This is a genomic window from Rhodococcus sp. IEGM 1381 (genome assembly GCF_030056795.1).
Lineage (GTDB): Bacteria > Actinomycetota > Actinomycetes > Mycobacteriales > Mycobacteriaceae > Rhodococcoides.
This window is the reverse complement of sequence record NZ_JASHKQ010000018.1, coordinates 1-23,127: the sequence shown is the minus strand read 5'-3', so window position 1 is coordinate 23,127 and position 23,127 is coordinate 1. Positions and strand designations below refer to the sequence as shown.

Below are 23,127 nucleotides of genomic sequence, written 5' to 3'. Positions count from 1 at the left end.
AGCTCAGCCGGTACTGAGCTGGAAGGCGAGCGGGCCGAGCGTCACGAACACACCCACGGCGATCGCGATGACGATCGATATCAGATCGTCGGTGCGCCGCAGAATTCTCACCACTGCAACAAGACCGACGATCACCAGCACCGACAGCACCAGGGCGACCCATGGCAGCACGTCCCACAGTTGCTCGAAGCCCTTGAACAGCAATGCGCCGACGACGATGGCCACCACTGCCTGACCGACGAGCACGAGCCACTGCCGAACGGCGCCGCCCTTGCCCCTGGCGGCCGAAGCACGGCGGCCGGATCGGGTTGCGGGGCTCGCGTCGGCCTCGGTCTCCGGTGCCGCAGCAGTGTCCTCCTCGGCGTCGCGCTCTGAATCCGTCTCGACGAGATCGACGGCCTCGGTGGCAGCGGATGTCTCGGGTGCGTCGGTGGAAGCGACCTTGCCCGTCGTATCGGATTCCGTATCGTCCGTGCGCGCAATGCGCGCAGACACCGCCGTCTTGGCGACGTCGTCGACGTCGATCACCGCTGCTCGCGGAGTGACGTCGGTGTTGGGCTCGGCCACCTCGACCTGGCGCGGCGCGGTGAATCCTGCGGGCTTGCGGTTCCGTCCCTGTTCGGCCGCGGTGGATCCGTACGGCGGCCGATCCGGCGGCGTCGTCGGTGCAGCCGGGCGATGACCGCGCTCGGTGTCGTCGTGCGACCGGTTCAGCAGGTCACCGGCCACCGTGGTGGAGCCGGACAGCAGTTCGGGCTCGGGCTGTTGCTTCTCGCGCCTACCCACCGGTTGATACGCGGTCGGGCGAGAGCTCTGCGGCCGGGCCGGTTGCGGGCGCGAGGACGGGAAAGCGGGCGCATCGTCGGACGTGGCGCGGTCGTCGTCGTCCTCAGCTCGAGCAGGGGTCGGCGTGTCGCGGTCGGCCGGGGGCGGAGCAGGTGCGTCGACCACCGGGGCGCTACGGCTGCCCGGCTCGTCCCGGACGACCGGGATTTCACCGGTGAGCTCTGCGACGGAGATGCCACCCTTGACGCCTCGGCGACGGCGTCCACCTGTACTCAGGTTCGTCTGCTGGCCGTTTCGGGCCAACAGCTCGGCAACCGAGATCTGTCCGGTGTCTTCTGGATTGTTCTCGCTCATCTCGAACTCCCCACCAGATCGCCGTCGGTTTCGGTGTCCAGCTTCCTCAAAATCAAACCTTCCCTCAGCGCCCACGGGCAGATCTCGAGTGACTCCACCGACAATGCCCGCATGCTCGCCTCCGCTACCAATGCCCCGGCCACCAGTTGTGGCGACCTGTCGGCGCTGACGCCTTCCAATTCTGCACGGTCGGCGGCCGTCATCCGCGATATGAAGGCTATGAGTTGCCTCAAGCCGCTCGCAGTGAGCGTCCGCGTCACCCTGGGACCGGCCGCGGAGGGCGCAGCACCGGTCAAGCGAGCCAACGAACGGAATGTCTTCGACGTTCCCACGGCCCGGTCGGCGTCACCGGCCGCGAGCAACTCCTTGGCGGGGGTCGCCAACTCCGCGTCCAGCCAATCCCGGAGAACCGCGATACGACGCTTGCCCGGTGGATCCTCGTCGAGCCAATCGCGGGTGAGGCGACCGGCACCGAGTTGCAGAGAGAATGCGACGTCCGGATTCTCGTCGCTGCCGCTGGCCAGTTCGAGCGATCCGCCGCCGATGTCGAGTCCGAGAATGCGGCCGGCAGACCAGCCGTACCAGCGTCGCACCGCGAGAAATGTCAGCCGCGCCTCATCGACGCCGGACAGTGTCTGCAGGGAAACTCCGGTTTCGGCGAGTACTCGGGCGAGTACGTCCTCGGAGTTGTAGGCGTCGCGCACTGCGGAGGTGGCGAATGCCATCAGCTCACTGCAGCCCGACCGCTCGGCGATGGCTGCGAACTCACGAACCTCGTTCACGAGGCGATCCGCGCCCGCAGGGGTGATGTTTCCGTACGCATCGGTGTTCTCGGAGAGGCGCAGTGTCGCCTTGCTCGAGCTCATGGGGGTGGGGTGAGCGCCACGGTGGGCGTCCACGACAAGTAGATGCACCGTGTTGCTACCGACATCGAGCACCCCTAATCGCACAGGTCCACGGTACTGGGTCTAGCGTCGTCGTTTGTGACAGCAGGTCGTGAGCAGCCACCGTTCGCTGCAGAGGTCGAGATGGATTTCCCACGAGAATGGGTCGAATTCCCTGATCCAGACAATTCGGAACACTTGATCGCCGCCGATCTGACGTGGCTCTTGTCCAACTGGACCTGCGTGTTCGGCACTCCGGCATGCCAGGGAACCGTCGAGGGCAGGCCTGACGACGGGTGCTGCTCGCACGGCGCATTCCTGTCCGACGACGACGACAAGCGCAAGCTCGACGAGTCGGTGAAGTTGCTCACCCCGCAGGACTGGCAGCTCATGGACAAGGGTCTGGGCAAGAAGGGATACGTCGAATACGACGATCTCCACGACGAGCAGTCGCTGCGTACGCGCCGCTACAAGGGCGCGTGCATCTTCCAGAACCGTCCCGGATTCGAGGGCGGCATCGGGTGCGCGCTGCACTCGATGGCGCTGCGCAAGGGCATCGAGCCGCTCGAGGTCAAGCCTGATGTGTGCTGGCAGCTGCCGATCCGGCGCACCCAGGACTGGGTGACGCGGCCGGACGGCTCAGAGATTCTCAAGACCACCATCGGCGAATACGACCGACGCGGCTGGGGCGAGGGCGGTCTCGATCTGCACTGGTACTGCTCCGGCTCACCCGATGCTCACGTCGGCGCGAAGCAGGTGTTCGAGTCCTACAAGCCGGAATTGACGGAACTGCTCGGCAAGGCGGCCTACGACGAACTGGCATCGCTGTGCAAGCGTCGCCGTGGATTGGGTTTGATCGCAGTGCATCCGGCGACTCGTGGGGCCCAGCGCCGTTAGACCGGCTTCGCCGCAGGTGAGCGGAAACTTCGTAGCAGGGCCCGATACGATTTCCGCTCACGATCGAGCCGTGTGTCAGGGAACGATGACCGCGCGGCCCCTGATTTCGCCGGCGTGCAGTTTGTCGTAGGCGTCCGTAGCGTCGTCGAGGCTGTATCGCTCGACATGGATCACGATGGCACCCCGCTTCGCGAGTTCGACCACCTCCATCAACTCGGCACGCGAACCCCAGTTGATCGCACGGCCGGTCACATCGAGAGGAACCGTGCGCTGGCCGATCGGGACTGCGCCGCTAGCAACTCCCACCACCACAATGCGTCCTGCGGTGGACACCATGGCCGCGGCGAGGTCTGCGGTGGGCTGAATACCGACGAAATCGAAAACGACGTCTGCGCCGAGTCCACGAGTGAGTTGCTTGACGGAATCGGCTGCACCGGGCTCGGACCGATACACGTGATCCGCGCCGACTTCCGTGGCGAATTCGAGTTGCTTGTCGCCGAGGTCGAGAGCAACGACGGTCGACTGAGTCAAGGCCTTGAGTAACTGGATCGCCACGTGGCCGAGTCCGCCGGCACCGATGACGACGGCAGTGGTGCCCGGCGTGAGCTTGTCCAGCGCCGACTTGACCGCCCGGTACGGCGTCAAGCCCGCATCGGTCAGCGAGACGCTGGTGACGGGATCGAGGTCGCCGAGCGGGACCAGGTGGCGGGCGTCGTCGACAATCATGTATTCGGCCATGCCACCGTTGCTGAAGATGCCAGGCGCGCGCATCCCCTTCTCGCAATTCATCTCGTCGCCCTTGGCGCAGTGATAACAGCGTCCACAGCCCCACGGTCCGTACACGATGACCGACTCGCCGATCTCGACGTCGGTCACGCCCTCACCGATGGCTTCGACGACGCCCGCCACCTCGTGGCCAAGTGTCAGCGGAACCGGCTTGAAGAAGTACTCCTCCTCGGAGACGCCCATGATGAACTCGTCCGAGTGACAGGCTCCTGCGGCCGTCACTCGCAGCAGGATTTCCGACGCTGTGGGCGTCGGCTTCTCGACATCGACCAGTTCCGGGCGTGAGCCGATGGTTCGATACTGTAAGGCCTTCATGCAATCACTTCTCTCGTCATCGGATTCGTCAGTTGTACTTGAATCTTAAACCTTCAGAGAGAGGTCGTTACCGGCACTACCCTTCCAGCTTGTAGCCCAAGCCTCGCACCGTGACCAAATGCTCCGGCTTGGCCGGGTCGGTTTCGATCTTGGAGCGCAGTCGCTTCACGTGCACGTCCAGTGTCTTGGTGTCGCCCACATAGTCGGCTCCCCACACGCGGTCGATCAACTGCCCGCGGGTGAGCACGCGACCGGAGTTGCGCAGCAGGTACTCGAGCAGGTCGAATTCCTTGAGCGGCAACGTGATCTGCTCGGATCCCACCATCACCACATGGCGTTCGACGTCCATTCGCACCGGTCCGGCCTCGAGCACTCCGGTGTCGACTCCGCCGTCGACCTCGGCGTCGGAGCCCCGGCGCAGTACCGCGCGGATGCGGGCGATGAGCTCGCGTGCCGAGTAGGGCTTGGTGACGTAGTCGTCGGCTCCCAGTTCGAGGCCGACCACCTTGTCGATCTCGCTGTCGCGTGCGGTCACCATGATGACGGGAACGCCTGAGCGCGAGCGCAATTGCTTGCACACGTCGGTGCCGCTCATCCCGGGGAGCATGAGATCGAGCAACACGATGTCCGCTCCGGCACGATCGAATTCGGCCAGTGCCGACGGTCCGTCGCCGACGACGGTGGCCTCGAACCCTTCTTTGCGGAGCAGGAAGGCCAGTGGATCGGCCAACGACTCTTCGTCTTCCACGATCAGAACGTTGGTCACTGATTCTCTCTTTCTGTAACCGCAGCGTCGTCTTCTTCTTCGAAGTACGCGGGGATCTGGAGGGTGAAGGTGGATCCGGTGCCCAGCTTGCTCCACAGCGAGATGCTGCCGTTGTGGTTGGCTGCGACGTGTTTGGCGATGGCCAGGCCCAGGCCTGTGCCGCCGGTGGCCCGCGACCGAGCTTTGTCGACGCGGAAGAATCTCTCGAAGACGCGTTCCTGATCGGCTTTGGCGATGCCGATGCCGCGGTCGGTGACGGCGAACGCGACCTGCGAGCCGCGCAGTGCCCGGCTCACCGAGACGGGCGATCCGTTGGAGGAATATGCGATCGCGTTCTGAATGAGGTTGGCGAGCGCCGTCACCAATAGTGCTTGGTCGCCGAGTACTTCGAGTCCGCTCGGGTGATCGGTGGTTACGGAAATGCCGGCGTTCTCGGCGGCGAGCTTGGAGCGGTCCATCGCCTCGTTGACGACGGTATCGACATCGACGACATCGAGGTCGGGTAGCTTCTCGGCCCCTTGCAATCGCGAGAGCGCGATCAGCTCGGTCACCATGTTGCCCAGCCGTTTGGATTCGGCGACGACCTTGCCGCCGAAGTGCCGAACGGAATCCGGATCGTCCGCGGACTCGAGCAGCGCCTCGGCCAGCAGGCTCATCGCACCGACGGGTGTCTTGAGCTCGTGACTGACGTTGGCCACGAAGTCGCGGCGGGTCGCTTCCATCCGGACCTGCTCGGAATCGTCGTCGGCGAAGAGCACCACGAAGCGCTTGTCTTCCTTGCTGAGCAGACGTGCGACGCACCGGACGGCGATTTTGTCGCGGCCCGGTCGCGGTGCCTTGGAGCTGAGATCGACTTCGACGGGATGGCCGTCGGACAGCACTTTCGTCGCAGCAGCCCAGGCGCGCTCGTCGATGGAACGATTACGCACCAAACCGAGCTCCTCGGCCCGTGGATTCGACAGCACGACGTCGTGAAACTGATCGACGACGGCGATGCCGCTCTCCGACGCGAGCACGATCAGGTCCAGTACCTGCGACATCGTCAGGCCGGACGTAGCGCGGCGACGCTCCGAGTGTCGAGTGTTGAGGTACGGGATGAGAACACCGCCGACGAGGTATCCCACGAAGGCCGTGGCTATTGCCAGTAGTACGGCCGATGCGACACTCACACCGGAATCGTACGTTCGATGGACGGCTCACATACGCAGGGTGCAGGCATTTCCCTGGTCGTCATAGTCCTCGTCGGCAGTGTTCTTCGTTCGTTCACCTTCAGTTTCGACAAACTGCCGGTTTGTGCGCGTCGGAGTTACTTACCGCCCTGGTTTGCCACGGCAGCAGCGCCCGCGGCCGCTGCTTCCGGGTCGAGGTAGGTTCCGCCTGGGTTGGTGGGCGTCAGCTTGCCGTCGACTGCCTCGAGGTCGTATTGCAGCGGAATGCCGGTCGGGATGTTGAGCGCGGCGATGTCGTCGTCGGAGATGTTGTCGAGGTACTTGACCAGCGCGCGCAGCGAGTTCCCGTGCGCCGCCACCATGACAGTCTTCCCTGCGAGCAGATCCGCGACGATGACGTCCTCGTAGTACGGGATGAACCGATCGACGACGTCCTTCAGGCACTCGGTGAGCGGAACGCTGTCGAGGTCGGCGTAGCGCGGGTCTGCATCCTGGCTGTATTGGCTCCCGATCTCGATGGGCGGCGGCGGCGTGTCGTAGCTCCGACGCCACAGCATGAACTGCTCGTCGCCGTACTTGTCCTTGGTCTCGGCCTTGTTCAATCCCTGCAGCGCGCCGTAGTGCCGTTCGTTCAGACGCCAGTCGCGTACGACGGGGATCCAGTGCCGATCGGCAGCGTCGAGGGCGAGGTTCGCGGTGCTGATCGCGCGGCGCAACAGCGAGGTGTACAGCACGTCCGGGAGAATGCCGGCGTCCTTGATCAGCTCGCCGGCGCGCTTACCTTCTGCCTCACCCTTCGCGGTGAGGCGCACGTCCTGCCATCCGGTGAACTGATTGGACGCGTTCCATTCGCTCTCGCCGTGACGGAGCAGAATCAGGGTTCCGATACTCATGTGGTCAGTTTCTCATGCTCTACCCCGGGAGTGGAGCCTGCGGAACGACCTGATGGTGGGAGGTAGTTGGCCCGCGTGCGACCAGGACTGCGACGACGACGATCATGACGAGAGCGGTGAGGGTGATCGGGATGGGAATGACGGGGTCGAACAGCACCAACACGGCACCCACCGGAACTGCGATGTTGACGATGCGGTCCGCATTGGCTCGGATGGCGATCAACCACACTCCGAGGACGAATATCGCGATCGGAACCGTGACGGTGAACGACGCGGCGACGTCGCCGAGCTTGCTGTGTTCGGTGAGCACGTCGATCTCGACCTCGATGCCCGCCGAGAACGCGCCGGCGGCCGCGAAGATGAAGTAGTGCGCGTAGCCGTAGATCAGCGAGTTGCCGAACTTGGCGATTGCCCGGTGATGCGGCGGCCAGAAGTAGATCCACCACAGGCTCGCGGTGACGACGAGTGTGAGAACGGAAATCGAAATCAACGGTGCCAGGGCCGTCTCGTCGTGAAGCGCTTCGATGATGGCGTTGGCCGATGCGAGCAGACTTTCGCCGAGGAGTATCAGCGTGAACAGCCCGTAGCGCTCGGTGATGTGATGCGGATGCCACGGCGTCGAGCCGCTGCGTTCGGCGATCACCGGAACCGACATCTCGACAGCCGCCAGCACGAAGAACATGATGACGGCGGCTGTGCCGTCGAGCAGCACCATCCAGAGAATCCACAGAACCTGCACTCCCGCAATGCCTATCGCGTACGACAGTGCGGTCTTCCTGTACTCGCTCGACCGAGATGCTCGAACCCACTGCGTCACCATGGCCACGCGCATCACGACGTAGCCGAGTACCACGATCGCGAAATCCTTGTCCACGAAGGCAGATTCGATCCCGGCGGCAAGCACCAGTACGCCGGCCATCTGCACAACGGTCAACGCGCGATACAGCCAGTCGTCGGTGTCGAACGACGTGGCGAACCAGGTGAAGTTCATCCACGCCCACCAGATCGCGAAGAACACGAGCGCATAGCTGAGAAGACCGTCGGCAAGGTGGTTCTCGGTGAGCGCGTGATGGAGCTGCACCGCCGCGATACTCACGGCCACCACGAACACGAGGTCGAAGAACAATTCGAGGGGACTCGCGGCCCGATGCGGCTCCTTGGGATCACGCGGTCGCATCGGTGCCAGACGGGCAATGGAGAGATTCACGATCGCAGACTAAGTCATCCGATTCGCGAACGTTGTCTCGATTGTGTTGCTGTGGTTGCCTTTGCGGACATTTCGGGCATGTTCGACGGTATGCCGCGGCGATTTTCGGGACCTCACACCTTTTTTGCCGACCGCGCGCTGGGGTTCAAGGCATAGCTGGGGTGTGAGGTCGAGAGAAAGGGTGTGAGGTTGCGGACCTACTCCCCCACCCCCAGACCCGCTCCGATATCGCCGATCCGAGCTCCCACACTCTGATCGACCGCTTCGGTTTCGACGAAATAACGACGGAAAACCGAACGCATCAATTGAATGACTTCGATGTGCTGCCTGATCACAGCAGCCGCCGACCCCTCTTCCCCATCGGCAAGTCGCTTGAACTTGCGACCCAACTGTTGGGCTGACGGAAGCGTGCCGAATGCGTCGAGATCGACGAGAAACTCCGTCTGCTGCACCATGCCCTCCAGGTGGGCAATGTACGTGACGCATACAGCGTCACACTGCGCCGCAACATCTTCCGGTATCTCCAGAATTCCGGCCTCGGCCTGATCCGACAAGTGTCGCCAGTATTGCATCGAGTCGAACAGGTCCCCCGAGTTTTGTCCCACAGCCATAGCCTTCAGTTCAGTTCGAAGTAGGTGGCAGAGACGCGCGCGTGGTGCGCGCAATATTCTCGATTTCCACGCACGGATCTCTGGCTGGCTCGCTCGCCGCGCGAGTGTCGAGGACGAAGTACACCAATCCGTATTCGACTTCGAAAGCCATACCGCAGCTTCTTCCAGCGGGACGATCGGCGCGCAAAAACTGATATCCGCCCAGATCGTCGTCCTTCGAGAACTGGCCGAAGCGGTCGTTGCTTCGCAGATCGTCCAATGAGTGGAAGCCCGAGAACACTCCCAGGAAATACCACGCCCCGGGATCAGGGTCCGTCCAGATGCAGGTCATCCAATCGGTGGACAGTGGCGCGTCTCCGAACAGGTTCGTGCTCTTGCTGTCCACATCCAATCCCGCTGCCTCGACGGCACTGTCCGGAATGGTGCAGGGATCCCATGGCTCGTCCGCCACCGGCGTCGCAACCACCGAGGTCGTCGGCTCTGCAACCGGCGCGCTCTCCGTCGCCCCGCCGCATCCGGCGACCGACACCATCACACCGACCAGACCCGCCACCCACCACCGCGTAACGACACCACTCCCCTTCGTCGAACCCACCCACCCCTTGGACGCAGCGAACGCCAACCCGGTTCCACAGCAACCTCACACCCCCACTACCGACCGCGCGCCCATGATCGCCTCGGATCAGGGCCCCGCGGTCGGGAAAAGGGTGTGAGGTTCCGGAAAAACGTTGACACACACACGAACAACACCCCGCCCCACTGAGTGTGGGACGGGGTGTTGTCGTGGAACAGAGTCTTACTTTCCGGCCTCCGCGGCGCGCAGATCCTTGCGCAGAATCTTGCCTGCCGCGGACTTCGGGACGATGTCGATGAACTCGACCCGTCGTACCTTCTTGTGCGGCGACACACGCTCGGCGACGAAGGCGATGATGCCTGCCTCGTCGATCGTGGCACCCTGCTGGCGGACGACGAACGCCTTGGGGATTTCCTCGCCCTCGTCGTCGAGCACACCGATGACGGCGGCGTCGGCGATTTCCTCGTGCGTGAGCAGCAGGGCCTCGAGCTCGGCCGGGGGCACCTGGTAGCCCTTGTACTTGATCAGTTCCTTGAGGCGGTCGACGATGTACACGACACCTTCGTGGTCGGCGACGGCGATGTCGCCGGTGTGCAGGTAACCGTCGGAGTCGAGGGTCTCAGCGGTGGCGGTGGGGTTGTTGAGGTACCCGACCATCACGTTCGGTCCCTTGACCCACAGCTCACCGGGCTTGCTCAATCCCTCTGCGGGCAGCTCGATTTCCTCGAGCGTGCCCGGATCGACGAGCTTGTTCTCGGTGTTGGCCAGCGGCTGACCCACCGAGCTGAGCGGCATGTCGTCGCGATCGAACGGGATGGCGTGGCTGACGGGGCTGAGCTCACTCATGCCGTAGCCCTGGCGCACCCGTGTGTTCAACCGCTTGGCGACGGCCTTGCCGAGCTCCTCGTCCAGCGGTGCCGCTCCCGAGAAGATGGTGTGGACGCTGGAGAGGTCGTACTGGTCGATCATCGGGTGCTTGGCGAGAGCGACGGCCACCGGCGGTGCGATGAACAGGTACGTCAGCTTCTGGTCCTGGATGATGCGCAGAAATTCGACGAGGTCGAACTTCGGCATCGTCACCAGGTGCGCACGCAGCTTGAGGGCGATGTTGAGCAGCACCGTCAGACCGTAGATGTGGAAGAACGGCAGCAACGCCAGGATCGCGTCGTCGCTGTCGATGCCCACGCGCGGTTCCATCTGTGCGACGTTCGCGACGAGATTGCGGTGAGTGAGGATGACGCCCTTCGGCACACCCGTCGTACCGGAGGAGTACGGCAGCACGGCAACGTGCGTGGCCGGATCGAACGAGACCTCGGGGGCGGGCGCGCCCTGGGTCAGCAGATCGCGCAGATTCGGGTGGCCCTCGGCGCCGTCGAGCACGATGACGTGATCGGCATCGATGCCGACTTTCTCCGCGGCCGCCTTTGCCTGCGGATACAGCGGCGAGACGGTGAACAGGAACTTCGCGCCCGAGCCGGTGAGCTGCTTGGCGATGTCCTCGGCCGTGTACAGGGCGTTGATCGTCGTCGCAGTCCCGCCTGCACGAAGGATGCCGTGCAGCACCGACGCGAACGCGGGAACGTTCGGCGAATGCAGGCCGACGACATCGCCTACCTCGAGCCCGCGCGCAGCGAGCGCACCTGCAATGGCGTCGATCTGGCCGATCAGCGTCTTGTAGGTGGTGACGTCACCCGAGGTGCCGTCGATGAGCGCCGGCTTGTCCAGATCGGACTCGGCGATGGACCCGAACAAGAAGTCGTAGACGCTCAGATTCGGGATCTCGACGTCGGGAAAGGGACTGCGGAAGCTCATGGCTCTCCTTCGAAAAACTGCGGCAACAATGATCGAACCTTACAGTGAAAGCGGTCACATCGGACAGCGACCCTACCGCTGAGTCAGGTAGGGCGGTCGCTAACTTCGGGACGCGTACGGTTTGCCCGCTGCTGCCGGTCCTCGCACGTGGCCCACCAGCCCGGCGACGGCGAAGATGGTCACCACGTAGGGCAGCATCAACATGAATTCGCTCGGCACCGGAGACCCGATGATGCCCAGTACATTCTGCAGATTCGACGCGAATCCGAACAGCAGTGCGGCCAACGTCGCGCGCACCGGATCCCAACGCCCGAAGATGACCGCGGCGAGTGCGATGTAGCCGGCACCGGCCGTCATTTCCTTGCCGAAGGCTCCGACGGAACCGAGCGTGAAGTACGCACCGCCGAGTCCGGCGATGGCACCGGCGAGGCAGACGTTCCAGAATCGCGTTCGAGCCACGTTGATTCCGACGGTGTCGGCGGCTTGCGGATGCTCACCGACGGCGCGCAGTCGCAGACCCCACTTGGTGTGGAACAGGCCGAAGAACACGAGGGCTACCGCCACGTACATCAGGTACACGATCAGCGTCTGTCGAAACAGCACCGGACCGACGATCGGAATCTGCGAGAGCACCGGAATGTCGATGCGCGCAAAGCGCGGTGGCGAATTGAGCGTCTCGGCGTTCTTGGTGAGCACCACCGAGTACAGGAAGCTGGTCAGTCCGACGACCAGGACGTTGAGCACCACACCCACGATGACCTGATTGACGAAGTAGCGGATGGAGAACACCGCCAGCAAAGACGCGGTCAGTGCGCCGGCTACCAGAGCGGCGAGCAGCGCCACGTACGTCGACCCGGTGATCGACGCGACAACGGCGCTGACGAAAGCGCCTGCGAGCAACTGACCTTCGATGGCGATGTTGATGACACCGACCCGCTCGGAGATCACCCCGCCCATCGCGCCGAAGATCAGCGGTGTGCTCAGAGCGATTGCGCCGATGAGCAATCCGGGCACCGGGATGGTCTCGCCGTCGGCTGCCCACGCGAGAAAGCCGAACACGAACAGCACCGCGAACACGGCGAGCAACCACAGAGGCGTCGAGCGGTACCGCGAGGCCAGCAGCGCCGCGTAGCCGGTCATGACGGCCAGCAGTACGACCACGACCAGACCGGTACCGTACGACGGCACACCCACGGCCGGCAGCGCGAAGAAGTCGTCCTCCGATGCCAATGCGAATGTACTTGTGCCCGAACCCTTCTTGACGACGAACAGCACCAGCGCCAGCAACGTCACGACCCCGAGGATCGACGGCACCTTCCAGCTGCGACCGAGTACTGCCTCGGCGGGGGCGACGACGGGGGCGGTCACAGTGCACCCACCTTCGCGGTCTCGGCTTTCGCCAGTTTCTCTTCGCCTGGTTTGGGCAATCGGAACACCGCTCGCACCAGTGGCGGCGCAGCGATGAACAGCACGATCACCGATTGCACGACGAGCACGATGTCGATGGGTACGCCCTCGGCCGCCTGCATGGCGAACCCGCCGGCCTTGAACGCGCCGAACAGGATTCCCGCGAAGAACACGCCCCACGGTTTCGATCGGCCGAGCAGTGCGACGGTGATGGCGTCGAATCCGATTCCGGCATCGATGTCGGCGCTGAAGCCGGTAGTAACGGTGCCCAGTACCTGGGCAACTCCGGCAAGGCCGACGAGCGCACCGGACATGATCATGGCGTAGAGGTAGATCCGGTTGACGTTCATACCGGCCACCCGTGAGGCATGTGGGTTCTCGCCCACTGCCCGGAAGCGGAATCCGAGGCTGGATCGCTCGAGCAGCCACCACACCGCGACGGTCACGAAGATCACCAGCACGAAACCGAGGTGCAGGCTGTACCGGTCGCCGAACAGCTTGGGGAACACCGCAGTCGACGCGATAGGAGCCGTCTTGGGGTTGTTCGATCCCGGTGCCTGGAGCGCACCGGGGGTGCGCAGTAGGTATGAGACGAGGTAGAACGCGATGTAGTTGAGCATGATGGTGACGATCACCTCGTGAGCGCCGGTGCGCGCCTTCAGGAATCCGGAGATTCCGCCCCACACCGCGCCGCCGAGTACACCGGCGACGACGGCGACCAGCAGGTGCAATCCGGCCGGCAGGCTCACCCCGAATCCGACCCAGCCCGCGCACGCTGCAGCGATGAGCATCTGGCCTCGGCCACCGATGTTGAACATGCCGACGCGGAAGGCAAGGGCCACACCGAGTCCGGCGACGATCAAGGGAGTGGCGAACGTCAAAGTCTCGGTCAGCGGCCGGATGCCGTTCTCGAATCCGGGACGCCGGAAGTTGTACACCGAGCCCTGGAACAACGACGAGTACGCCCCGGCAACGGAATCCCAGATGGCCTTCAGCATGTCCGAGGGACGCGAGAAGAAGTAGCCTGCCGACTCCTGAACACCGGTATTGGTGGCGGCGATGAGCACGGCACCGACGATCAGCGCGAGCAGTACTGCGAGAACCGAGATGATGGCACTGCCGGTGAAGATCTGCCGGAGAACGACATGCGACTTCGAGGGCTGCTGGGATGCCGGGGGCTGCTCGGCGCTATTCACCACGCTCACCGCCCATCATCAATCCGAGTGTTTCGCGGGACGTATCCCCGGGGACGATTCCCACGATTGCTCCTCGATACATGACGGCGATGCGGTCGGCCAGTGCGGCGACCTCATCCAGTTCGCTCGAGACCACGATGACCGGGATCCCCGAATCCCGAGTGGCGACGATGCGCTTGTGCACGAATTCGATGGACCCGACGTCGATTCCGCGAGTCGGCTGCGCCGCGACGAACAGCCGCAGATCCCGGCTCAGTTCGCGTGCGAGCACAACCTTCTGCTGGTTACCACCGGACAGGCGTCCGACGGCGGTCCCGATTCCCGGTGCCCGCACATCGAATTCGCTCAGCTTCTCCGATGCGAACTTCTCCAGATAGTCGCGCTGCACCGCTCCGCGCCGCACGAACGGCATGCTGTTCGAGCGGTCGAGCATCAGATTCTCCGCGATCGAGAACTCGCCCACCAAACCGTCGACGGTACGGTCCTCCGGCACGAAGCCGACACCGGCGTCGAGCACGTCCTGCACCGTCGATCCGACGAGCGAGCGACCGTCGAGGCTGATCTTTCCGGACACGTTGTCCTGCAACCCGAGTAGAGCCTCGACGAATTCGGTCTGCCCGTTGCCCTGCACTCCGGCGACGGCGAGGATCTCCCCGGCCGCGACCTCGAGGCTGACGTCGTCGACGGTCTTGTTGCCCTGGGCGTCGAACACAGACAGATTCTCGATGACCAGCGCCGCGTCTCCCGGAGAGGCGGGATCCTTCGAGACGGTCAACTGCACATCGCGTCCCACCATCATGGCCGCGAGTTCGGTGTTGCTGGCGGTCGGTTTCGCTTCGCCGACCACCTTGCCGAGCCGGATGACGGTGATCTTGTCTGCCACTTCGCGTACTTCGCGCAGCTTGTGGGTGATGAAGACGATGGTGGTGCCCGACGCCGCTAGCTCGCGCATGATCCGCATCAGATCGTCGGTTTCCTGTGGCGTCAGGACGGCCGTCGGCTCGTCGAACACGAGCACCTTGGCCTCGCGAGAGAGTGCTTTGACGATCTCCACCCGCTGCTGGACGCCGACGGGTAGGTCGTCGACGAGTGCATCGGGATCGAGATCGAAGCCGAACCTCGCGGAGATCTCTCGTACCAGCTTTCGTGCTGCCACGAGATCGAGTCGTCCACCGAGCGAGGTGGTTTCGTTGCCGAGCACGATGTTCTCGGCCACGGTGAACACCGGAATCAGCATGAAGTGCTGATGCACCATGCCGATGCCGGCGGTCATCGCCTCGCCCGGTCCAGCGAAATTCTGCTCGACGTCGTCGAGCAGAATCTGACCCTCCTCGGCGCGATACAGGCCACTGAGCACGTTCATCAACGTGGACTTGCCTGCACCGTTCTCGCCGAGGAGGCAGTGGATCTCGCCGGATTCGACGCTCAGATCGATATGGTCGTTGGCGATCAACGAGCCGAATCGTTTGGTGATACCGCGAAGTTCGAGCTTCATGTCCCTTTACGACCGCTTGGTGCTACTTGGGTGCCGACGGCGACTCGACGGTGATGGACCCGTCGACGATGCCGGCCTTGATCGTATCCAGCTCGCCCTGCAGTGCGGGGTCGACCTTGGACTCGAAGTCGTGGAACGGTGCGATGCCGACACCGTCGTTCTCCAGGGTGCCGACGTACGGAGCGTTGTCGAACTTGTCTGCACCGGAGTTGGCCACGACCTCGTCGACGCTGGTCTTGAGGCCCTTGGTCACCGACGTGAGCAGTAGGTCGCCGACCGAGGGGTCGGACTCGAAGACGTCGGCGTCCGCACCGATCAGGGCGACCGGACGCGAGGAGTCCCGAATGGCCTGCGCCGCACTCTGATAGATGGGTCCACCGACCGGGAAGATGACGTCCGCGTTCTGGTCGATCAAGCCCTGAGCGGTGTTCTTGGCAACTTCGTTGGCGGTGAATCCACCGGTGAACGAGCCGTTCTGCGAGGGCACGTCCCAGCCGATGACGCGGACTGCCTTGCCCTTCTGCTCGTTGAAGTAGTTCACACCGTCGGCGAAACCGTCCATGAAGATGGTGACGGTAGGCAGCTGGGAGCCGCCGAAGGTACCGACCACTCCGGTCTTGCTGTAGCTCGCGGCAGCGTAACCGGCGAGGAATGCCGACTGCGACGCGTCGTAGGTCAGCGGCTTGACGTTCGGCAGATCGATCGTGGAGTCGTCGATGATCGCGAAGTCGATGTCGGAGTTGGCCTCGGCTGCCACCTTGGTGGCGTCGGCCAGGTCGAATCCGACGGTGACGATGAGGTTGCAGCCCTGATCGACGAGGTTGTTGATGTTGGGGCCGTAGTCGGTGGGCGACGCGGACTCGACGGTGCGCGGCTCGACACCCAGTTCCTGGGCGGCTTCGGTCAAACCCTCGAACCCGAGCTGGTTGAACGACTTGTCGTCGAATCCGCCACTGTCGGAAACCATGCAGGGCAGGAAGTCACTGGATTCGCCTCCACCCGATCCTTCGTTCTCGGGAGCAGATCCACAACCTGCGATCAGGGCGATGGCACCGAGCGACGCGACGCCGCCGAGTGCTGCCTTCCGCGTACTCGTGCGGGTAACGAATGACAAGATGTCCTCCAATTTAGATGTGCTTCGTCTGGTTCGGGACGCTACTCGCGCGGGCGAGGGTGCGCAGGATTTCACTCAGGTGTCGTTATCAGGTGCAGCCTGATCGCGCCGAGCCTTCTCGGGCAAGCTGCCGCCCTCACGGAGTATTCGTGCTTCGTCCTCACGCACCATCACTGCCGGTCCCGCTGCCACCACCGATGGGTTCGGCGGCGTACCGGGTCTGAATACGTTGAAGAATACGTTGAGGACCACCGCCACGATGCTGGCGGCACTGATTCCGGAATGGAAGATGGTGACGAACCAGTCCGGAAATTCGTCCCAGAAGTCGCTCGCGACAACGGGAATGAGGCCGAACGCCAAGGTCACCGCCACGATGACCACATTGGAATTGTTGTCGTAGTTCACCTTGCCGAGGGTCCGGATGCCGCTGGCTGCGACGGTTCCGAACAGCGCGATGCCTGCCCCTCCGAGTACCGGCAGTGGAACGACTCCGACGACTGCGGCAAGTACCGGCGAAAGGCCCAGTAGCGCAAGCACGCCGCCACCCACCGCGACGACGAAGCGGCTCTTGATGCCGGTCATCGCCACCAGACCCACGTTCTGCGCGAAGGCCGTCGCGGGGAAGGTGTTGAAGATCGGGGCGACGGCAGAGGACACCATGTCGGCGCGCAGTCCGTCACCGACGCGCTTGGAGTCTACGTCGGTGCCGACGACCTCACCGACGGCGAGGATGTCGGCCGTGGTCTCGACCATGATCACCAGGATCACGATGGTCATCGAGACGATCGCACCGACGGCGAAGATCGGTGACCCGAACGCGAACGGCGTCGGTACGGCCATCACGGATGCGTCACCGACACCGTCGAAGTCGGTCTTGCCGACGATCAGTGCCGCGATGGTGCCGACGACGAGTCCGAGCAGAATCGACAGCCTCGACAGCCCCGGAATCTTGGTCATCACCAGCACGGCGAGGAGGGTGAACATCGCCAGACCGATATTGGCGGGGTCGAGGTAGTTCGGGTTCGGGGCACCGCCCACCATTTCCTGGCCGGTGATCCACCGCGCTGCGACCGGCATCAGGGACAGACCGATGACGGTGATGATGCTGCCGGTCACCAGCGGCGGAAAGAAGCGAATGATCTTCGAGAAGAACGGCGCGATGGCCAAACCGATCAGCGCGGCCACCAGAACGGCACCGAGCACCGTGCGCAATCCGGTTCGGCCGTCTTCCGCACTGCCGATGATCGTCAGCACCGTCGAGACCGAGGCAAACGAAATGCCCTGCACCAGCGGCAGTTGCGAGCCGAAGAAAGGAATACCGACGGTCTGCAGCACGGTGGCCACGCCGCTGACGAACAGCGCGCACGAAATCAGCAGGGCTTGGTCGGCACCGGACAGCCCGGCCGCACCACCGACGATGATCGGTACGGCGATGACGCCACCGAACATCGAGAGAATGTGTTGCAGACCGTAACCGAACATCTGCAGCACCGGCGGGCGGGCGTCCTCGGGCCTGGTCATGAGTGTCAGGCTATGAACCGGACGTTACGGGCAGCGACACCGACCCATTTCGAGCGAGTTACGCTTGCTCGGCCTTGTCTGCTCCCACCAGGTGCTCGAACGCCTTCAGGTTCGCCAACGATTCGCCACGCGAGACCCGCCATGCCCATTCACGTTTGATGGACTCCGCGAATCCCAGTTCGAGCAGCACGTTGAAGTCGCCGTCGGCGGCCTCGAGGGTCTGACCGAAGAAGCGATCGAGTTCGTCACCGTCGACGGCCCGCAACGACATTCGGCCCACGAGATAGATATCGCCGACTTTGTCGATGGTGTAGTGCACCCCATACAGCCGACGGTTACGACGCAGCAGGTACCTGTAGACGCCCTCGAAGTTCTCGTCGGGCTTGCGGCAGACGAACGCCTCGATGCGCACCCCGTGATGTCCGACGGTCAACATCGTCGTCGTCTTCAGTTTGCGTTCCCCGGGCAGTTCGACGGTGAACACCTCACCGCGCCGTGTGTAGTCCAGTTCGCGATCCTCGAGGATCCGGTCGATCAGTTCGGCGGTCTCGCTCATGCAGTCACAGCTCCCGATCTGCGTAGTTTCGACAATCCACGGATGCGTCGCGGCGAGAACTCGCTCGGTGCCTCACCGCGGTCGAAATGGAATTTGGCCTGCCGGTAACTCTCGATGAGACCGTCCGCGGTGTGCTCCCACGAGAAGTTTCGGGCGTGCCTAGGTGCCGCACTTGCCATGTCCGCCAAAGCCGTTCGATCCGAGAGCATCGACGCGAGCGCATCGGCCCAATCCTCGGTGCGGTGCCCCTGCACCAGCCGACCGGTCTCGCCCGATCGCACGGCCACGCCGAGACCGCCGACATCGGCTGCCAACACCGGCGTTCCGCAAGCCTGGGCTTCGATCGCGACCAGGCCGAACGATTCGTTGTAACTCGGCACCGCAACGACATCCGCGGCGCGGTAGATCTGTGCCAGTCGCGACGACGGTTGCGGCGGCAGGAACGTCACGCGCGCGGTGATCCCGAGACTCTCGGCCAGATCGATGAGGCTGTCGGGCCGATCCAACCCGCTGCCCGACGGCCCGCCGACGATGAGGACCCGTAGCGGCGACGACGGATCTCGCTGCAGCACTTCGGCGGCCGCGGCGATGAGCACGTCCGGAGCCTTGAGCGGTTGGATGCGTCCGACGAATGCGACGATCGACTCGTCGGGGTTCAGACCCAGCTCGGCGCGGGCCGCGAGCTTGTCCCCCGGATTGTATTGCGCCAGATCGGCTCCCGGCGCAACCACGTCGATCGAGTCCTGAGAAGCCCCGTAGATCTCCACGAGGGACTTCGCTTCCTCGGTCGTGTTGGCGATCAGGCGGTCTGCCTCGGCCACCACTTGCTGCTCGCCGATCTGGCGCGCCGCAGGCTCCGGTGAGTCACCATGCGCCAACGATGCATTCTTGACGGCGGCGAGGGTGTGCGCGGTGTGTACCAGCGGCACTCCCCAGCGATCGCGCGCGAGCCAACCCACCTGCCCCGAGAGCCAATAGTGCGAGTGCACCAGGTCGTAGTAACCGGGCTCGTGCCGAGCTTCCTCACGCAACACTCCGGCCGCGAACGCGCACAGCTGGGTAGGCAGGTCGTGTTTGTCCAGGCCCTCGAACGGGCCCGCGACGATGTTGCGGACCAGCACTCCGGGTGCTGCCTCGACGACAGGAGCGTCGGTCGACGCCGTCGCCCGGGTGAAGATCTCGACCTCCACACCCCGCTTGGCCAGCTCTTTGGCGCTCTGCAACACGTAGACGTTCATGCCACCCGCGTCACCCGTTCCGGGCTGCGCCAGGGGGGACGTATGCAACGACAACACAGCGACCCTGCTCAGCTGGTGTCCAGTCACTCCCTCAGTGTGCACGCCTCCACATTACGTCTCGATAACTACCCCTTCAGACGACCGGGCAGGAGTGGAGCCTGCGGAACGACCAGATCGGACTTGCATTACACGCCGAGACTGTCCACGAACTCGTTTACCTCGACGAAGAACCTCTCGGGATCGGCGACGAACGGTCCGTGATCCACGCCCTCCCAATACGACGCCACGGCCGTGGGAATCAACTCCGCTGCATGACGCCCGGCGGAGACGTCGACCACGGTGTCCTCGGTGCCGTGCAGCAGGAATGCCGGCACATCGAGACTGCGTAGCAGGTCGTCGTGCCCGACGGCACGATCGAACAGGGCAGCGCGCACTCGCGGCCGGGTGGACAGGGTCAAACCGAACAGCGCCTGTGCTTGCGTCCCACGACTCTCACTGGGTCGTTCCGCAGGCTCCACTCCCGGCCCTTGTACCGGCCCGGTCAACGCGTTGCCGAAGCTACCGAGCGCCTTGATCGCAACCCTGGGCTCCTCGGCCATCGCACCGGGGATCGCCGCCCGCATGGCCGTCCCCACGCGTCCGCCCGCTTCTCCCCTACCGATGCTGGTGATCGCGCCGACCAGCACGATGCCCGCCACCGCGCCGGATCCGTGTTCGGCGAGGTAGTCACAGATCACCAGACCGCCGTAGGACCAGCCGAGGAGCACCGCGTCGGCGGTGATGCCCTCTGCAGCGAGCACCGCCTCGACGTCCCCGGCCCAGACTTTCGAGTCGTCGTACCCCGTCGCAGGGGCATCGGAGTAGCCGTGACCCCGCAGGTCGACGGCGACAACGCGGTACCGCTCGGCCAAGTTCGCCAACAATCCCTCGCCCCAGCACGCCGAGCTCTGCGCCCACCCGTGCAGCAGAACCAGTGGCCTCGCCTCGGGGTCACCGCTGACGCGGTAGACGATATTGGCTCCGTCGATCCCGATCGCCTGGCGAACCGGTCCTGCTGCAGGGGTGCTCATAGTCGGTGAACCTACGCGGCAGCCCTGCGCATCGACGCGAGCGGATCGGAGTACAGAGAGCTGAGAGAGACCACCGTCGCGGCGTATTCCTGCACCCGGTCGCCGAATCCGGTGACGCGAATATCCCGGCGTGCCAGCGTCGAATGCGCGGTGAAGGCCTCGCCCACGTGCGGGATTCCGGCCGTGTACGCGGTGAACGCCTGGCCCCCGAGTACGACGCGATCAGGATTGAACATGTCGCGCAGCAGCGCCACCGTTCGGCCCAGTATCCGAGCGCGCTCGACCAGCAGTTCGCGCGCCGCCTCCGAACCGCCCTGCGCTGCCTGGTACACCGCGGCGATACTCGGACGTGGCTGCGGCGCAGCGACATGGGTCGCTCCGCGGGCTACGCTCGCAATGATCTTGCGGTCGACGGCAGCAGCGACCACCGCTCGATCACTGATGGAGGCCTCGAGGCAGCCTCGGTTACCGCATCCGCACAGCGCCGATGATCCGGTGGGTAGGTGGGCGATGGACCCGGGGCCACTTGCCGGGGTGTGGACTCGGCCGTCGATCGTCAGTGCCATGCCTGCGGTCTCGCGAGCGTAGAAGTACAGGGAGGTTCCGCTCGAGCTCTGCGCTGCCGCGGTGTCCGACAGTCGAGGTGCGAGCAACAATTCCGAGGCTGCCATCGCCTCGACGTGCCCGGAGACCGAGATGGGAAGGCCGAGTCCGCCGCCGATGATGCCGGCGACGCGGCCGTTCTCCCACCCCAGCCGCGGGTGGTCGACGGTGCCGTTCGCGGTGTCGACGCGGCCGCCGATGGCCACCCCGACCCACAGTGGTGTGCGGCGATGCCAGCGTCCGGCAAAGGCACCCGCACTGCGAGTGACGGAAGCCAGCGCCGCATCGGAGGATCCACCTGGGGTGGGGATTTCGACAGCGCCGAGGATGCGCCCGCGCAAGTCGCTGACGGTGATGCCGGTGACGACGGCACCGATGTGGATGCCGATCGTCGAAAATGGTTCATGGTTGACCTCGAACGGCACCCGCGGCCGGCCGATCGCGCCCGATGCCGTCAGGTCCGCGCGCTCGCGCAACAGCCCGACCCCGAGCAGAGCCGATACCTGACGATTGACAGTAGCGATGCTCAATCCCGTTGTGCGAGCGGCACTGTCGCGTGAGATGGGGCCTTCGACGCAGGCCACTCGCAACACCGACGCCACAGGGCTGTCGACGATCCGCAGATCGGGTGCGACGAGTTGGACGCGCGATGCGGGAGCGGTGATCCGACCGGGCGAGCGCAGAGCGGGGCGAGCGTGGTGGTGCAGCGTGGTTACGGACATCCGTCGTGGATCCTCAGCAGTGGAGACCGTCGTCGCGAATGAACAACGACGACGGTGCGAAGTGGTGCAGGTCAAGGGGCGAGCACGGTGGTCACGAAAGACCACGACACGCGAATCGACTGTCCGTAGCGCGAAAAGGCTAGAGACAGGTTCCTTGGCCGAGACAACACAGTTCCCGAGGAAGCGGCAAGCGAGAACCGAGGGACGCGGTCACATAGGTGACCCGCATCGCGGTGGTCTCACTGGCGGACATGATTCCAAAATTAGCACTCGAAGCCCGATTGTCCAATCGGGCCCGTCCAGACGCGCTGTTTCACCCGAACTAGAATTTCCCCATGACCTCGCCCGAACACATCGCACCCGATACCCGAATCGCCGTCGTCACCGGAGCGAGTTCCGGCATCGGCGCGGCCACCGCCCGCCAACTCGCCGCCGACGGATTCCACGTGGTGATCGGTGCCCGCAGACTCGACCGGCTCGAGGAGTTGGCGTCGGACATCGGCGGCACGGCGCTGGAACTCGATGTCACGGACGAGGATTCGGTAGCGGCCTTCGCCGCGGTGATCCCGCGCGTCGACGTCCTGGTCAACAATGCAGGCGGCGCAAAGGGACTGGCTCCGGTGATCGACGCCGACCTCGACGACTGGCGCTGGATGTGGGAGACCAACGTCCTCGGCACGCTACGGGTCACGAAGTCGTTGCTGCCCAAGCTGATCGACTCCGGCGACGGCCTCATCGTGACGATCACCTCGGTCGCGGCGTTCGAGGCGTACGACAACGGCTCGGGGTACACATCCGCCAAACACGCTCAGGCCGTGCTGCATCGGACGCTACGCGGCGAACTGCTGGGTAAGCCGGTGCGGTTGACCGAGGTCGCGCCCGGTGCCGTGGAGACCGAATTCTCGCTCGTCCGCTTCGACGGTGACGCCGACAAGGCCGACGCCGTCTATCAGGGCATCACGCCACTGGTGGCGAGCGACATCGCCGAGGTGATCGGCTTCGTGGCCTCGCGCCCGTCGCACGTCAACCTCGATCAGATCATCATCAAGCCGCGCGATCAGGCCGGCCCTGGACGCTTCTCCCGCAAGTAGCCCATGTGAGTGGAACTTCGTGACGGGTTCACGTGGTCGTCGCAACGAGCAGTCGTTTGT

Annotated in this window: 21 protein-coding genes; 2 read left to right on the top strand and 19 right to left on the bottom strand. The window is 64.3% G+C overall.

Translation table 11 applies throughout. The features are described from left to right. Window positions 1-3: 3 nt before the first annotated feature. Both QM797_RS23310 and QM797_RS23305 read right to left on the bottom strand, forming a co-directional pair. Window positions 4-1,140 (bottom strand): Rv0497 family membrane protein, encoded by a 1,137-nt coding sequence (locus QM797_RS23310; protein WP_283278039.1) that lies wholly within the window; start codon window positions 1,138-1,140, stop codon window positions 4-6. Then, entirely contained in the window at window positions 1,137-2,090 is a 954-nt protein-coding gene (locus tag QM797_RS23305) for a Ppx/GppA family phosphatase (protein WP_283278038.1), read from the bottom strand. The genes QM797_RS23310 and QM797_RS23305 overlap by 4 nt, the downstream gene beginning before the upstream one ends. Window positions 2,091-2,168: 78 nt before the next feature. Here QM797_RS23305 and QM797_RS23300 point away from each other — a divergent pair, with 78 nt between their 5' ends. Continuing rightward, the gene (locus tag QM797_RS23300; protein ID WP_283278104.1) at window positions 2,169-2,921 is read left to right on the top strand and encodes a DUF3109 family protein; all 753 of its coding nucleotides are present in this window, start codon (window positions 2,169-2,171) and stop codon (window positions 2,919-2,921) included. Window positions 2,922-2,996: 75 nt separating this feature from the next. Here QM797_RS23300 and QM797_RS23295 read toward each other — a convergent pair whose 3' ends face one another. The 17 genes from QM797_RS23295 to QM797_RS23215 all read right to left on the bottom strand — a co-directional run bounded on the left by QM797_RS23295 (window position 2,997) and on the right by QM797_RS23215 (window position 21,976). Beyond that, window positions 2,997-4,022 carry an NAD(P)-dependent alcohol dehydrogenase gene (locus QM797_RS23295; RefSeq protein WP_283278036.1) on the bottom strand — a complete coding sequence of 342 codons (1,026 nt, stop codon included), beginning with the start codon at window positions 4,020-4,022 and terminating at the stop codon, window positions 2,997-2,999. Between the two features lie 76 nt (window positions 4,023-4,098). After that, window positions 4,099-4,788 carry a winged helix-turn-helix domain-containing protein gene (locus QM797_RS23290; protein ID WP_283278035.1) on the bottom strand — a complete coding sequence of 230 codons (690 nt, stop codon included), beginning with the start codon at window positions 4,786-4,788 and terminating at the stop codon, window positions 4,099-4,101. Next, complete coding sequence (locus tag QM797_RS23285) at window positions 4,785-5,957, bottom strand: sensor histidine kinase (protein ID WP_283278034.1); 1,173 nt, start codon at window positions 5,955-5,957, stop codon at window positions 4,785-4,787. The genes QM797_RS23290 and QM797_RS23285 overlap by 4 nt, the downstream gene beginning before the upstream one ends. A 137-nt stretch (window positions 5,958-6,094) precedes the next feature. Next, window positions 6,095-6,850 carry a phosphoglyceromutase gene (locus tag QM797_RS23280; protein ID WP_283278033.1) on the bottom strand — a complete coding sequence of 252 codons (756 nt, stop codon included), beginning with the start codon at window positions 6,848-6,850 and terminating at the stop codon, window positions 6,095-6,097. Between the two features lie 19 nt (window positions 6,851-6,869). Further along, the gene (locus QM797_RS23275; RefSeq protein ID WP_283278103.1) at window positions 6,870-8,027 is read right to left on the bottom strand and encodes a low temperature requirement protein A; all 1,158 of its coding nucleotides are present in this window, start codon (window positions 8,025-8,027) and stop codon (window positions 6,870-6,872) included. A 227-nt stretch (window positions 8,028-8,254) separates the two neighbouring features. Continuing rightward, the gene (locus tag QM797_RS23270) at window positions 8,255-8,668 is read right to left on the bottom strand and encodes a hypothetical protein (protein WP_283278032.1); all 414 of its coding nucleotides are present in this window, start codon (window positions 8,666-8,668) and stop codon (window positions 8,255-8,257) included. Window positions 8,669-8,678: 10 nt separating this feature from the next. Then, window positions 8,679-9,263, bottom strand: a complete 585-nt coding sequence (locus QM797_RS23265; RefSeq protein WP_283278030.1) for a DUF3558 family protein — start codon at window positions 9,261-9,263, stop codon at window positions 8,679-8,681. 201 nt (window positions 9,264-9,464) lie between these two features. Beyond that, the gene (locus QM797_RS23260; RefSeq protein WP_283278029.1) at window positions 9,465-11,054 is read right to left on the bottom strand and encodes an AMP-binding protein; all 1,590 of its coding nucleotides are present in this window, start codon (window positions 11,052-11,054) and stop codon (window positions 9,465-9,467) included. A 99-nt stretch (window positions 11,055-11,153) separates the two neighbouring features. Beyond that, on the bottom strand, window positions 11,154-12,422 hold the full coding sequence (locus QM797_RS23255) for an ABC transporter permease (RefSeq protein WP_283278027.1): 1,269 nt from the start codon (window positions 12,420-12,422) through the stop codon (window positions 11,154-11,156). Then, the gene (locus QM797_RS23250; protein WP_283278025.1) at window positions 12,419-13,666 is read right to left on the bottom strand and encodes an ABC transporter permease; all 1,248 of its coding nucleotides are present in this window, start codon (window positions 13,664-13,666) and stop codon (window positions 12,419-12,421) included. The genes QM797_RS23255 and QM797_RS23250 overlap by 4 nt, the downstream gene beginning before the upstream one ends. Next, the gene (locus QM797_RS23245; RefSeq protein ID WP_283278023.1) at window positions 13,650-15,152 is read right to left on the bottom strand and encodes an ABC transporter ATP-binding protein; all 1,503 of its coding nucleotides are present in this window, start codon (window positions 15,150-15,152) and stop codon (window positions 13,650-13,652) included. Before QM797_RS23245 ends, QM797_RS23250 begins: the two co-directional genes overlap by 17 nt. A 22-nt stretch (window positions 15,153-15,174) precedes the next feature. Beyond that, window positions 15,175-16,266, bottom strand: coding sequence for a BMP family lipoprotein (locus QM797_RS23240; protein ID WP_283278021.1), 1,092 nt, complete (start codon window positions 16,264-16,266; stop codon window positions 15,175-15,177). A gap of 75 nt (window positions 16,267-16,341) precedes the next feature. Then, entirely contained in the window at window positions 16,342-17,787 is a 1,446-nt protein-coding gene (locus QM797_RS23235) for a nucleobase:cation symporter-2 family protein (protein WP_283278019.1), read from the bottom strand. A gap of 58 nt (window positions 17,788-17,845) precedes the next feature. Beyond that, window positions 17,846-18,343, bottom strand: coding sequence for a type III secretion system chaperone family protein (locus tag QM797_RS23230; RefSeq protein WP_283278018.1), 498 nt, complete (start codon window positions 18,341-18,343; stop codon window positions 17,846-17,848). Continuing rightward, window positions 18,340-19,668 (bottom strand): D-inositol-3-phosphate glycosyltransferase, encoded by a 1,329-nt coding sequence (gene mshA / locus QM797_RS23225; RefSeq protein ID WP_283278017.1) that lies wholly within the window; start codon window positions 19,666-19,668, stop codon window positions 18,340-18,342. The genes QM797_RS23230 and mshA overlap by 4 nt, the downstream gene beginning before the upstream one ends. Before the next feature lie 98 nt (window positions 19,669-19,766). Next, on the bottom strand, window positions 19,767-20,651 hold the full coding sequence (locus tag QM797_RS23220; protein WP_283278016.1) for an alpha/beta fold hydrolase: 885 nt from the start codon (window positions 20,649-20,651) through the stop codon (window positions 19,767-19,769). Window positions 20,652-20,662: 11 nt separating this feature from the next. Continuing rightward, window positions 20,663-21,976 (bottom strand): ROK family protein, encoded by a 1,314-nt coding sequence (locus QM797_RS23215; protein WP_283278015.1) that lies wholly within the window; start codon window positions 21,974-21,976, stop codon window positions 20,663-20,665. Window positions 21,977-22,311: 335 nt separating this feature from the next. Here QM797_RS23215 and QM797_RS23210 point away from each other — a divergent pair, with 335 nt between their 5' ends. Next, window positions 22,312-23,067, top strand: a complete 756-nt coding sequence (locus tag QM797_RS23210; RefSeq protein WP_283278014.1) for an SDR family NAD(P)-dependent oxidoreductase — start codon at window positions 22,312-22,314, stop codon at window positions 23,065-23,067. The last annotated feature ends 60 nt before the right edge of the window (window positions 23,068-23,127 follow it).